Origin of the sequence: Caballeronia sp. GACF4, assembly GCF_023631025.1 — a bacterium.
Lineage (GTDB): Bacteria > Pseudomonadota > Gammaproteobacteria > Burkholderiales > Burkholderiaceae > Caballeronia.
The window spans coordinates 1-13,186 of the sequence record NZ_JALQDW010000005.1 but is presented as its reverse complement, the minus strand read 5'-3'; the positions used below and the strand labels follow the sequence as shown (position 1 = coordinate 13,186).

General features: G+C 62.2%; 11 protein-coding genes. 6 read left to right on the top strand and 5 right to left on the bottom strand.

All coding sequences use genetic code 11. From position 1 onward, the window contains the following. Positions 1-53: 53 nt before the first annotated feature. Positions 54-1,112 (bottom strand): AI-2E family transporter, encoded by a 1,059-nt coding sequence (locus tag NCR40_RS06210; protein WP_244827876.1) that lies wholly within the window; start codon positions 1,110-1,112, stop codon positions 54-56. Between the two features lie 258 nt (positions 1,113-1,370). Here NCR40_RS06210 and rarD point away from each other — a divergent pair, with 258 nt between their 5' ends. After that, complete coding sequence (gene rarD / locus NCR40_RS06205; RefSeq protein ID WP_250492390.1) at positions 1,371-2,246, top strand: EamA family transporter RarD; 876 nt, start codon at positions 1,371-1,373, stop codon at positions 2,244-2,246. On the opposite strand, the gene NCR40_RS06200 is transcribed toward rarD, so the two are convergent. Continuing rightward, positions 2,247-3,242 carry an aldo/keto reductase gene (locus NCR40_RS06200; protein WP_250509010.1) on the bottom strand — a complete coding sequence of 332 codons (996 nt, stop codon included), beginning with the start codon at positions 3,240-3,242 and terminating at the stop codon, positions 2,247-2,249. An 86-nt stretch (positions 3,243-3,328) separates the two neighbouring features. Further along, complete coding sequence (locus NCR40_RS06195) at positions 3,329-4,714, bottom strand: DHA2 family efflux MFS transporter permease subunit (protein WP_250509009.1); 1,386 nt, start codon at positions 4,712-4,714, stop codon at positions 3,329-3,331. Between the two features lie 160 nt (positions 4,715-4,874). Here NCR40_RS06195 and NCR40_RS06190 point away from each other — a divergent pair, with 160 nt between their 5' ends. Further along, a complete protein-coding gene (locus NCR40_RS06190) occupies positions 4,875-5,735 on the top strand; it encodes a LysR family transcriptional regulator (RefSeq protein ID WP_244827873.1) in 861 nt (286 codons plus the stop codon). Positions 5,736-5,920: 185 nt separating this feature from the next. Next, complete coding sequence (locus tag NCR40_RS06185; protein ID WP_250509008.1) at positions 5,921-7,549, top strand: tannase/feruloyl esterase family alpha/beta hydrolase; 1,629 nt, start codon at positions 5,921-5,923, stop codon at positions 7,547-7,549. 34 nt (positions 7,550-7,583) lie between these two features. Here the strand turns inward: NCR40_RS06185 and NCR40_RS06180 are convergent, their stop codons facing one another. Beyond that, positions 7,584-7,964: a DUF2917 domain-containing protein gene (locus tag NCR40_RS06180; RefSeq protein WP_244827871.1), complete on the bottom strand. Its 381-nt coding sequence runs from the start codon at positions 7,962-7,964 to the stop codon at positions 7,584-7,586. A gap of 327 nt (positions 7,965-8,291) precedes the next feature. Continuing rightward, positions 8,292-10,244, bottom strand: coding sequence for a hypothetical protein (locus NCR40_RS06175; RefSeq protein ID WP_250509007.1), 1,953 nt, complete (start codon positions 10,242-10,244; stop codon positions 8,292-8,294). 493 nt (positions 10,245-10,737) lie between these two features. Here NCR40_RS06175 and NCR40_RS06170 point away from each other — a divergent pair, with 493 nt between their 5' ends. The 3 genes from NCR40_RS06170 to NCR40_RS06160 all read left to right on the top strand — a co-directional run bounded on the left by NCR40_RS06170 (position 10,738) and on the right by NCR40_RS06160 (position 12,905). Continuing rightward, the gene (locus NCR40_RS06170; RefSeq protein WP_250509134.1) at positions 10,738-11,094 is read left to right on the top strand and encodes a YciI family protein; all 357 of its coding nucleotides are present in this window, start codon (positions 10,738-10,740) and stop codon (positions 11,092-11,094) included. A gap of 114 nt (positions 11,095-11,208) precedes the next feature. Beyond that, the gene (locus NCR40_RS06165) at positions 11,209-11,607 is read left to right on the top strand and encodes a VOC family protein (RefSeq protein ID WP_244827868.1); all 399 of its coding nucleotides are present in this window, start codon (positions 11,209-11,211) and stop codon (positions 11,605-11,607) included. 71 nt (positions 11,608-11,678) lie between these two features. Further along, the gene (locus NCR40_RS06160; protein ID WP_250509133.1) at positions 11,679-12,905 is read left to right on the top strand and encodes an RNA polymerase sigma factor; all 1,227 of its coding nucleotides are present in this window, start codon (positions 11,679-11,681) and stop codon (positions 12,903-12,905) included. Positions 12,906-13,186: the final 281 nt, after the last annotated feature.

The following is a 13,186-nucleotide window of genomic DNA, read 5'->3' as shown; positions in this document are numbered from 1 at the left end:
TTAAAGAAAAACGGCTCCTCGCGGAGCCGTTTTTTTCTTGTCCGAAGCAGGCTTCAGATTTCCTTGCCTTCCTCGTCTTGCGTGAAGATGTCCCAGCTTGCCATGAAGAGCGCCGCAACCAGCGGCCCGATCACGAAGCCGTTGATGCCGAAAAGCGCCATGCCGCCGAGCGTCGAAATGAGCACGACCCAGTCAGGCATCTTCGTGTCCTTGCCGACGAGAATCGGGCGCAGGACGTTATCCACGAGACCGATCACGACCACGCAAAATCCAACCAGCACGAGCCCTTGCCAGATCTGGCCGGTCGCGAAGAAGTAGATCGCCGCGGGCGCCCAGACCAGCGCCGCGCCGACCGCGGGCAGGAGCGAGAGAAACGCCATCAGCACGCCCCACAAGAGCGAGCCGTTGATGCCGAGAATCCAGAAGATGAGCCCGCCCAGCAAACCCTGCGCGGCGGCGACCGCGATATTGCCCTTGACCGTCGCACGCACGACGGTCGTGAACTTCGCGATCAGATGCTGCTTAGGCGCCGGATCGAGCGGCAAGGCGCGACGGATGCGCCGGCCGATCTCGCCGCCATCGCGCAGCAGGAAAAACACCAGATACAGCATGACGCCGAAGCTCACGACGAACTGGAACGTGTTCTGGCCAATGGACAACGCCTGCGCCGCCGCGAACTGACTGATCTGCGCCGCGCCTTCCATGAGTCGACGCTGGATGCCAGGGATATCGTCGAGACCGTAGCGCCCGAGCATCTGCTGCACCGAAGTCGGCAGCGCATGCAGCACGTGCTGAAAGTACACTCCGAAATTCAGGTCGCCGCTCTTGATGCGCGCGTAGACAAGCGCGATTTCCTGCACGAGCGTCACGGCCACCACGGCCAACGGGATGATGACGATGAGAATCGCCGCAGCCAACGTCGTCAGCGCCGCGAGGTTGCGCCGCTTGCCGAAGCGCACGGTGAGCCAGCGCTGCATCGGCTGAAACAGGATAGCGAGAATCGCGCCCCAGAAGATCGCGCCGAAGAAAGGCAGGAGCACCCACGCAAGCGCGAGCGTGACGACGAACAACAGGATATGAAAGAAGCTTTGATGGACGGACTGATTATTCATTGGGACCGGTTAAGCGGAAGGGGAGCGGGCAGCGCCGCTCGAGTTCGCGCATGCTAGCACGCGGCTGCCGACGTCATTCGTGCACTGCGTTGGAGCGCTGTTTCGACCGGCGCTTCGGTCAGCGTTCAACCATTGATACCGCTCTCGACTAAAATCCGGCTTTCATTCCTTGCGGACCGCTTCCGGTCTCAATCGAGCCGGATGCAAGAGCAATGCGCGTTCCACGTGCGTGGCACGGTGCGCTTTACGTATCCAACAATGAATCCTGGTGTCGTCTACGCATTCGCGGCCTTCGCGCTTTGGGGCCTGTTTCCGATCTACTTCAAGGCGTTGCATTCGATTAGCGCGCTAGAGATGCTTGCGCACCGCATGGCCTGGTCGCTGATCTTCCTCTTCATCGTCCTGACGGTGCGGCGTCAGTGGCGCTGGCTCGGCCCGGTGCTGCGCGACAAACGTCTGCTTGCGCGCTTCGCGGCGAGCGCCGTGTTGCTATCGACGAACTGGGGCATTTACATCTGGGCGGTAAACGACGGGCGAATCGTCGAGGCAAGTCTTGGCTACTTCATCAATCCGCTCGTCAACGTGCTGTTCGGAATGGCCTTCCTGCACGAGCGGTTGCGGCCGATGCAGTGGTTCTCCGTTGTCATCGCCGCGCTCGGCGTGCTGTGGCTCACCTGGGTGAACGGCGCGCCGCCCTGGATCAGTCTCGCGCTCGCGTTGACTTTCGGCGGCTACGGGTTGTTGCGCAAGACGGCGAAGCTCGGCGCGCTCGAAGGGCTCACGCTCGAAACCATGTTGCTGTGTCCTGTCGCGCTGCTTTATTTATTCGTGCTCGGCGCGAACGGACATAGCGGTTTCCTGGATGCGTCCGTGGGCATCGAGGTGCTTCTCGCGGCGGCCGGGCCGATCACCGCCGTGCCGTTGCTGTTGTTCGCGGCCGGCGCGCGGCGCATTCCCTTGTCGATGCTCGGCCTGATTCAGTACATCACGCCGACGCTGCAGTTGCTCATCGGCGTGGTGATTTATCAGGAGGCGTTCGGGCATGACCGTCTGATCGGCTACGGCGCGATCTGGGCGGCGTTGGCGATTTATTCGCTCGAAGGCTTGTATCGGGCGCGGCCGGGGCGAGGGTGATCAACGCAACGCGTCACCCCATCGGTACTCCACCGTCAGATCGTCGAGCTTCGCCTTGAGTTCGGTATCGATCGGCTGATCCACTGTCGCGAGCGTCTCGTCGAGCTGTTCGACGCGGCTTGCACCGATGATCGCCGAGGTCACCGCCGGATTCGCCAGCACCCATGCAAGCGATGTGCTCGCAAGCGACCGGCCGTTTTCCTTCGCCACATCTTTCAGCTTTTCGATGGTCTGGAACTCGCGCTCATGCCAGTAGCGCTGCTGATACATTTCTCCCGCCTTGCCGACCGTCGCGGTAAAGCGTCCGTCCGAAGGCGCGGCGTCGTGCTTGTGCTTGCCCGTCAGCAAGCCACCCGCGAGCGGGTTATACGGAATCACGGCGAGCCCTTCTTCCACCGTCAGCGGCAGCAGTTCACGCTCGATCTGGCGAAACAGCAGGTTATAACGCGGCTGAACGGAAACGAAGCGGGCGGTGCGCAGTACATCGGCGCGACCTAGCGCACGTGCGAGCCTGTACGCCAGAAAATTCGATACCCCGACATAGCGTGCCTTGCCGCTTTTCACGATGATATCGAGCGCTTCGAGCATCTCGTCGAGCGGCGTGTCGCGATCGTCGTTATGCAGTTGATAGAGATCGACGTAGTCGGTGCCAAGACGCTTCAACGACGCATCGATTGCATCGAGCAGATGCTTGCGCGATGCGCCCTGATCCCATGTAAGCGGCCCCATCGCGTGCACGGCCTTGGTGGCGAGAATGTATTGATGCCGCCGGCCCTTCAACCAGCGTCCGACGATTTCCTCGGTGCGGCCCGCGAGGTCGTTCGTCGCGCCGAGCGGATAAACGTTGGCGGTGTCGATGAAATTGACGCCCGCCTCGGCCGCGCGATCCATGATGGCGAACGACGCGTCTTCCTCCGTCTGCAAACCGAAGGTCATCGTGCCGAGGGTGAGACGCGAGACGGTGAGACCGGTGCTGCCGAATTTGCGATATTGCACGATTGCGCTCCCGAGGTTGAATAGCGATCGACAGGATAGTCTTTATGCGTGCCGCGCGCTCGGGGCTACCCGGACGCACGCCGCTATCAGCGCGCGGCAGGCGCGGGCGCGGCGGCGCGCGGCGCGTTGTCGAGCCGTCTGAACACGAGACCCGATAGCAACGTCACCACGCCCATGCACAGGAAGCTCAGTCTGAAACCGATCGCGCCCGAGCCGAACTGATGCTCGAACACCTGCACGAGCGACCCGCCGATCGACACGCCAAGCCCGATCGCAAGCATCTGCACCATCGAGAAGAGGCTGTTGCCGCTGCCCGCATCCTTGATGGAAAGGCCCTTGAGCGTGACGCTGTTCATCGCCGCGAACTGCATCGAATTGCAGGCGCCGAAGAGCGCGAGAATGGCGATCTCCACGACGAGCGGCAGCGACGGCGAAAACAACGCAAAGCCGATGATCGACGCGCCCACCAGCGCCGTATTCACCAGCAGAAAATTGTCGTAGCCATAGCGCTTGACGAGGCCCGCGATCCAGCGCTTCGACAAGGTGCCCGCGAACGCGATAGGCAGCATCATCAAGCCGGAATGCAGCGGGCTGTAGCCGAGTTCGAGCTGCATGAGAAGCGGCAACAAGAACGGCACCGCGCTCGACCCGATCCGGCACACCAGATTGCCGATCAGCCCGACGCTGAAGTTCGGCTCGCGAAAGAGCGCGAGATGAAAGAGCGGATTGCGCTTTCTGCGCGCATACGGGATATACGCGAAGGCCGAGACGGCGGCCACGACGAACAGCGCCGCCGACACGAGCCCGCGGTGCGTTTTCACCGGACTATCCAGCGCCAACGAAAACGCCACCATGCACAGGGACAAGAGCCCGCAACCGACGAAATCGAAAGGCGGCGCGTTCCTGACGGCGTCGTCGGGAAGAAAGCGCCGCACGGCATAGAGGCCGACCGCGCCGATCGGCACGTTGATCAGAAAGATCCAGTGCCACGTGAACGACTGAACGAACCAGCCGCCGAGCGTCGGACCGAGAATAGGGCCGACCTGTCCGGCAACCGAAATCATCGCGAGCGCGGACACGTAGGCTTCGCCCGTCATCGTGCGAAGAATGGCAAGGCGGCCGATCGGCAGCAACATCGACCCGCCGATGCCTTGCAGCACGCGCGCCATGACGAGTTGATCGAGCGTGTGGGCGCTCGCGCAGGCAAGCGAGCCGATCACGAACAACGTGATCGCGACGAAGTACACGCGCCGCGTGCCGAAGCGGTCGGCGAGCCAGCCCGAAGCAGGCGTGAAAAGCGCCATCGTGAGCGTGTAGGCAACGACGATGGACTGCATCGCGAGCGGCGCCGCGTGCAGATCGCGGGCGATGGACGGCAGCGCCGTATTGACGATGGTCGTGTCCAGCGCCTGCATGAAGAAGCCCACGGCGACGATCCAGAGTAGAGCCGTGTGCGATGACAGTTTGTTCATTTGAGGGGCGAAGTGGCAGGAAGCGGCGCGCCGCGAAAGCCTGACGAAAGGCCAGTGAAAAGCCCGTCAGCGCGCATTGTGAATGTTAATGACTCCGCACGCTATCGGGAAGACCGCTAACCGCATTGACTGTGATCGTGATTTCCGATCACAATGCCGCATGCTGAATCCCGTGTGGCTGACCACCTTCGCGACCGTGGCCACGTCGCACAGCTTTACCGACGCCGGCCGTCAGCTCGGTCTGCGCCAGTCGAGCGTCTCCGAGCACATTCGACGCCTCGAAGAAAGCGTCGGACGAAGGCTCCTCGTGCGCGATACCCATTCTCTCGCGCTCACGGCCGACGGAGAAGCCATGCTCGTTCACGCCCGCGTGATTCTCGAAGCGATGGCGCATGCGCAATCGCAGTTCAGTTCGCCGCGGCTGCGCGGACGCGTGCGGCTCGGTTCATCGGACGATCTGGCGCTCGGGCCGCTGCCGAGCGTGCTTGCCGCCTTTCGCGACACGCATCCGGATGTCGAACTGGAGATCACGATTGGCATGACGGGACGGCTGTATCAACTCGTCGATGCTGGCGAACTCGATCTTGCCGTCGGCAAGCGCCGTATCGGCGATGCGCGCGGCACGCGGCTGTTCAGCGGCCGACTGGAGTGGCTTGCAAAGCCAGGCACCATCGTCGATACGACTCAGCCCTTGCCGCTCATCTTGGTCGCCGAGCCGAGCGTGACGCGCGCTGTGGTACTCGATGCGCTCGCCATGGCCGGCGCGAGCTGGCAAACCGTCTGCACGAGCAGCAGCCATGCGGGCTGCATCGCGGCGGCGCGCGGCGGACTCGGGCTCACGGTGCGTTCGCATTTTCTGGCGGGACGCGGACTCGCGCCGCCTGTGAATCGCGAAGCGTTGCCGGGATTGCCGGAGGTGGAGTTCATCGCGTTCGGCGCGAAACATCTGAGCCGGCCCGCCGAGACCCTGCTTCAGTTGCTCGAAAGCAGCGACCTGCGCGGCGAATGGGACGGCGAATGAACGCTTCGACCAGAAGCGAAAGAGGGCAGGCGCGAGATGTGCGGCGGTTGTGCCGCAACAACGTGCAGCCGGTGCGATTGGCCTTCGCCGATCGCTTCTTATATATTGAGCGGCGTTCGAAGCGGCCAACCCATCTCGTGTCACGTCTTCGCTGTCTTTCATCTAGCTGTCTCGCGGGCCTGTCCATGAGGACATGGCGGCAGTTGCTCGTCTTCTTGGCGCTCGCCTTGTCGTTTGCGGGCGCGCATGCCGCCACGTATCTCACGAAGCATTGCGAAGACCTCGGTGGCAAGACGGTGCCCGCATCGATCATCGGTCTGCCGACGCGCGGCGCGCTGATCGAGAGCGCGTCGGTGACGAAGGCCGCCGCGCCGGGTAATCGCAACGGCGAGTATTGCCGCGTCACGGGCATCATCCGGGCAATCCAGGACAACACGCCCGACATCCGCTTCGAAGTGAATCTGCCAAGCCGATGGAACGGCCGCGCGTTGCAGATGGGCGGCGGTGGCTATAACGGCACGCTCGTCTCCGGCACCGAACCCATGCCTTTCGCGCCCGACTCGACGCCGCTCGCGCGCGGCTATGCGACCTTCGGCTCCGACTCGGGGCACTCGGGCAACGCGGGGCGCGCGGACTTCGCCGTGAACGACGAAGCCATCGTCAACTTCGGCTTCGCGCATCTCAAGAAGACCCGCGATGTCGCGCTCGCGCTCATCCAGATGGGCTACGGACGTTCGCCCGAGAAGACGTACTTCGCGGGCGGCTCGACCGGCGGACGCGAAGGCTTCACGGTCATCGAACGCTTTCCGAACGATTACGACGGCGTGATCGCCAATGCGCCGGCTATCAACTTCTCGGGCGTGCGGCTGATGGGCGTGAAAGTCGGGCAGGCGTCCTATGCCAAGCCCGGCGGATTCGTCGGCCTCGCGCAGCAGCGGCGGTTGTTCGAAACGGTCGTGCATGAATGCGACAAGCTCGACGGCGCGGCCGATGGCATCGTCGGCAATGTGGAAGCTTGCCGGAAGCTCGAGCCGCAGATCATCGCGTCGTTGCGCTGCGCGAACGGGCAGCGGCCTTCACTGCGCGACAGTTGTCTTTCCGACGCGCAGATCGAGACGCTCGAACTCCTGCGTGATGGCTTGAAGCTGCCGTATCCGCTCGCGTATAACGTCGATACTTATCCGGGCTACAACGTGTTTCAGGGCGTCGATTTCTCCGGCACGCTCGGTCTCGGCGATTCACCCACGCTGCTTTCGCCGCCAACCTTCGGCGCCAATGGCTATCTCTTCGCGCAAGGCGACGCGTATATCCGCCACTTCGTCACACGCGATCTCTCGTTCAACTCGCTCAATTTCGACCTGAACGACCCCGCGCTCTACAAGCAGCGGCTCATCACGCTCGCCTACACGGTCGGCGCGATGAACCCGGACTTCGCGGCATTCATCGCGCACGGCGGCAAGCTGATTGCAATGCACGGACTCTCCGACGAAGTCATCAGCCCGAACCAAACCATCGCGTTCTTCAACGAGCTCATCGACAAGTACGGCCAAGACAGCGTCGATTCCTTCATGCGGCTTTACATGGTGCCGGGTTTTCAGCATGGCAACGGCGTGTTCATTCCCGCATGGGACGAACTGGGCGCGCTCGACGAGTGGGTCACGAATGGCACGGCGCCCGAGACGCTCATCGGCAGCGACATTGCGCCGGCCACCAACGGACGCACGCGGCCGATCTGCCGTTACCCCGGCTATCCGCGTTACCTGGGTAAGGGCAGCATCAATGTCGCGGCGAACTTTCGCTGTGTCTTGCCTTGAATGCTTGCCTTGAGCGCCCGTCTTGAGCGCACGCTCAGAAGCTGGTCGCGTTCGCGGCGCGCGGCATGAAGCGCGCGAGAATCCGCGCCCACGTGCGCGCCTTATTCTTGCGATACGACGTCAGCGATACCTCGACCGCGTGCTCGCTCTCCGACGACAACCACACGCGTTCGCCGCGCTTCAGGCGCACGATATCGCCGGGCTTCATCCAGTAATCGTAGGGATCCTGATGACGCGTGAGCCACACGGATGCATCGGCGATACGCAAGTCGGCATCGCGTGCAAGACGCCACGACACCGTCTGATGCGGCGCGACTTCGACATACACCACCACGCGTGCGCCGCTCGCATCCAGCTTGCCCGCTGCCACGCCGTGCAACACGCCGCGTTGTAGCACTTCCGAACCTTCTTCCATCTCGCTCTCCATGTTGTAAGCCGAAGACGGAAGGCCAGCACGCATCAAACAAAAGGCCCCGTCTTTCGGCGGGGCCTTCGGAACCAACTTGTCTGCTTGAGCCTTGGCTGCTAGCGCACACGTTCTCCCGATGACCCGCCATGCTTAATGGCGTTCATTGGGTTTTTAATCGCGGCGATGGCGAGGACGAGGTCTGCGTGCATGGAATGGAGTATCAGTTGGAACCAGGCGCGCTGTCAATATCGAGACAGGATTTTCAAAGTCATAAAAAACCCGGACCGCGTTGCCACGGTCCGGGTTCTCTTCGTTCGAGTATCTCGATCGCGCTTAGTTGCCGCTATAACCCAGCGGCTTCGTCGTGTTGTTCTTCGCGATGTCCGCCAGCGTCGACACGATATAACGCGGCGACTCGGTTAGCGTGAGCGTGATGCCGCCGTTGTTGTACGGTGCGCTCGACACGTTGCCCATCGGATCGATCAACGCCACCGTGCCCGCCGTGCCTGGCACACCTACCTGCAGCTTGTACGAGGTGTTGTAGCTCGAACTAAAGGTGCCGTCGGCCGCGGGCCACACTGCATTGTTATGCGTCCACAACGCGGTGATGATCTTGCCGCTGCCAAGCTGCTGGAATTGATAGGCGTACACGCCGGCCGGCAGGTTCTTGACCGGACCGAGCGTCACCGTGCCGTCGAGCACGCGGGTCATCGTGGCGACCTGCATCGCGGCCGGCTTCGGGCTGATGTTGGTCGTGCCGAATGCCGCTTGCGGATTGTCGAGGTCGAAGAACGTGCCGTAGCCAGGTTCGCCCGGGAAGTCCGGGCCGAAGAAGACATAGGTTTGATCCGCGCCTTCGCCGAGCATGATGATATGCGTACGCGCCACCACCGCGCCCTGTGCGTACAGAATGTTCGGCGACGGATAGTTCGGGCCATAGCTCGAACCGATGTCATAGCTGATACCCGTTTCCGTCACGAACAGCTTCATGTTCGGCTTGTATTCCTTCGCCATCTCCGCGCGCAGGTTGCGCATCTCGTTGAGCAGCGAATTCGCGGCATCGGCGGGGTTCGGGTCCGTGTGATGACGCTCCGGCGGATGCGAGGGCGACGTGCCCGCATCGTAATAACCGTGCGTCGCGATGCCGTCGATATATTGCGCGTAACCCAAGGGCGCGAGGCGCTTGAGGCGATCCGTCGTCAGCGACGGGAACGGCTCGGCCGGGCCCATCACGACGGCGTGCGGATCTTTCGCATGCAGGCCCTGATACGCGGCCTTGTAGAGCGCGACGAAGTTGGCATCCGTGTCTTTCCACAGGATGTACGGCTCCCACGTCACCTGATAGTAGTTCGACGACATCGTCGGATAGTACTTTTGGCGAATCGCCTCGGTTTCCTGACCGACGCGCGACAGGTAGTTCGAGAAGTAGCCGAGATCGGCCGGCGCATAGCCGTAGTCCGGGCTCAGGCCGTGACCGCTTGCCCAGCCGGGAATGCCGTCGAGCCGCACGAGACGCATGACCTTGCCCGACGTGTAGAACGGATCGAGATTGTTCGCGCTTGGGTTGAAGGTGTTGCGGCCGTTCGGTTCCATCACCGACATCTGACGATCGTCGATAGTCGAGGAAATGCCGAGCGCCGACAGCATGACGCCGTTGTCGTTGAAGCCTTGCATGCCGAAGCGATGTTGTTCCTGCTTCGTGTAGGTCACGGCCGGAATCGTGCCGCTCAGATCCGGCGTCACGCCGAAGCTCGCGAAGCCATTCGGACGCGTGCCCGAGGTTTGCACCTGACCGCCGCCATTGGCGAGCGTCGCGGACACGGCAAAGTAGCCGGCGAGCGTGGACGAGCACGTGAGGGTGGTGGTCGTTGCAACCGAAGGCACCGCGAAACTGCCGCTCGCGACCGTCTTGCCGAGCGCATCGGCGATAGTCCACTTGAGCGTATCGGCGCTGCCGGCGCGCGTGGTGACGGCGACCTTGAACTTGGCGTTGATCGCGAACATGCGCGAACCGTCGCCCCCGGGGGTATCGACGGTAATCTTGCCGTTGCCGGCCGATGCCGACGACACCGCCGGCGAAGCACACGTCAGACGCAAATTCGAGGCAGCCTTGGCAACCGCTTGTTCGGTGGCATCGGCTTCGGAGCCGGAGGCGGCGGAGGCGTTTGCCACGCCGGCGGGGCCGGCGCTAGCCGCGCTCGTGGAGGCGGGAGAACCGCCGTCGCTGCCGCCGCAACCGGCAAGAGCGAGGACGAGCGTCGAAAGCAGGAAAGGACTTTTGGTCATCGATTCAAAACGCATAAGCGCAGATAAAACCAGGCGTTCATTTCGATTACGCCCAGCGATGCAAAAAGCATCTGGTTTTCGACAGGCGGGCTGGGTTCTGATACGCCATCCGACCGGCTTCGACATGCACGCATCCCGCTTTTGCTACACGAACGGTTGAACGCGCAAACGTTTGCTATATCGCTCGATATCGCTCGATATCGCTCGATATCGCGAGATAGAAGGGTGACGAAAAGCGGGTGGTCTGCTGGAACTAATGATGAGAAGAAATCGATGCAAGGTAACTATTGCTCGCTTCTAAGACATTTCCGGCTCGTCTGAAGCAAATACTACTCGATGGATTGAATGACGTTGAGTAATACTGAGTAACAAAATGTTACGTATGAGGATAGATTTTTGCTTGAATACGCATGGCAAACCCACGCCAGCCTTGCCGATAGCGCCACGACGGTTTAACTTGAGCGACGCTAAAAAACTTTTCGTGGAGGTGGATGTGGCTTATCTGCTACTTGTGATCGAGCCGGTGGAGCAACGCGGCCAACGCACGCCGGAAGAAGGGCGCGAGGCGTATCGGCAGATGGGAGAGTTCGCCGACGGCCTGAAAGCGCGCGGCGTTTTGCGCGCATGCGAGTCGCTGACTTCGCTCAAGGATGCGTCGCGGGTTTCGCGGGCATTGGCGGATGACGCGAGAATCATCGACGGACCGTTCGCCGAGGCAAAAGAAATGATCGGCGGATTTTTCCTGCTCGATTGCGAAACGCACGCCGAAGCAGTTGAAATTGCCGCAACGTGCCCGGCGGCCGCGTGGTGCACGATCGAGGTCCGCAAAGTCGGGCCGTGCTATCTCTGAGGCGAGTTTCGCTGCTCCCGGGTGATTTCCTGTCGATCGGCGGGCGCGTCAAACGTCGTCCCAATGAAGCCGGCAATTTCGCTCGTCTTTCCATTCGCGTCGGAGCCTTACGCCATGCATCAACAGATTTTCGTCAACTTGCCCGTGCGCGATCTGAAGCGCTCGATGACCTTCTTCAAGGAACTCGGCCTCTCGTTCAACCCGGCTTTTACCAATGACGATGCCGCGTGCCTCGTTATCGGCGAAAACATCTTCGCGATGCTGCTCGTCGAGAAGTTCTTCCAGACCTTCACCGCAAAAGCGATCGTCGATGCGCACGAGGCCACCGAAACGCTCGTGTGTTTGTCGTGCGAGAGCAGGGCGGAAGTGGACGACCTCGTCGCGAAGGCGTTGAAAGCGGGCGGGCGGGCGCCGCGCGAACCGCAGGATCACGGCTTCATGTATGGCCACGGCTTCGAGGATCTGGACGGTCACATCTGGGAACTCGTGCATATGAATCCGGAAGCGGCGTGAGCGAGCGTTCGGACGCCGGGCGGGCGGCGCAGTCGATCGCGACGCGCAAGACTATCGACGCGGTGTGGCGAATGGAATCGGCGAAAGTGATTGCGAGCGTGGCCCGCGTGGTGCGCGACGTCGCGCTTGCCGAGGAACTCGCGCAGGACGCGTTCGTCGCGGCGCTCGAGCATTGGACCGATGCGGGCGTGCCGGACAAGCCGGGAGCGTGGCTCATGACGACAGCGAAGAACAGGGCGCTCGACCGGCTGCGGCAGCACACGCTGCACGCGCGCAAGCACGAGGAACTGGGCCGCGATCTCGACGCCCAGGAGATGCACATCACGCCCGATTTCGTTGATGCCCTCGACGCGGCCCGCGAAGACGACATCGGCGATGATCTTCTACGGCTGATTTTCACGGCGTGTCACCCCGTTCTTTCCGTCGATGCCCGCGCCGCGCTGACCTTGCGCCTGCTCGGCGGCTTGACGACGGATGAAATCGCGCGCGCGTTCCTGGTGCCGGAGCCGACCATCGCGCAGCGGATCGTGCGCGCGAAGCGCACGCTGACGGCGGCGCGCGTGCCGTTCGAGGTGCCGCAGGCGGACGCGCGGGCGGCGCGGCTTGCGTCGGTGCTCGAAGTCATCTATTTAATTTTCAACGAAGGTTATTCAGCGACCGCCGGCGACGACTGGATGCGCCCCGCGCTCTGTGAAGACGCACTGCGTCTCGGACGCATTCTCGCCGAGCTGATGCCCACGGAGAGCGAAGTTCACGGCCTCGTCGCGTTGATGGAGATTCAGGCGTCGCGCACGAAGGCGCGTGTCGATGCCCAGGGACGGCCGATTTTGCTGCCCGATCAGGACCGCAGCCGCTGGGACCCGCTTTTGATTCGTCGCGGGTTGACGGCCTTGCAGCGCTCGGAGACCCTGGGCGGCGCACGCGGCGTGTATGCGCTTCAGGCGGCGCTTGCCGCGTGTCACGCGCGCGCACCGAGCGCCGACGCGACTGACTGGCTGATGATCGTCGCGTTATACGACGCGCTCATGCAAACGGCGCCCACGCCGGTGGTCGAGCTGAATCGCGCGGTCGCGGTGAGCATGGCTTATGGGCCGCAGGCTGCGCTCGATATCGTCGATGATTTGCGTAAGGAGCCAGCGCTCAGGACTTATCCCTGGTTGCCGAGTGTGCGTGCGGATTTGCTGGCAAAGTTGGGACGCAAAGACGAAGCGCGCGAGGAGTTCGCGCGTGCGGCTGCGTTGACCAGGAATGCTCGGGAGCAGGCGTTTCTTTTGGGGCGGGCGGAGGAAATGGGGTGATGTTGGGGTCGTGGTTGCTGTGTCTAATCTTTGAGTTTACATAAGATAAATTAGCGCAGTTTTTGCGTGTAGCGGCTAGATTGTAATGTCCGCTTTTAGCCAGATTCAAATGTCCGCTTCGAGCCGCCTAAGCTTACCCCGCGCCGATGCTGCGGCGCAGGAGACCGCGATGGCTGCAACGGACACGATTACCATGTCGATGCGCGAGTTGGACCGATTCAAAGTGATTCAGTCAGTGGTCGACGGACTGCTCAAACCGTGGCGGGCCGCCGAGCGACTTG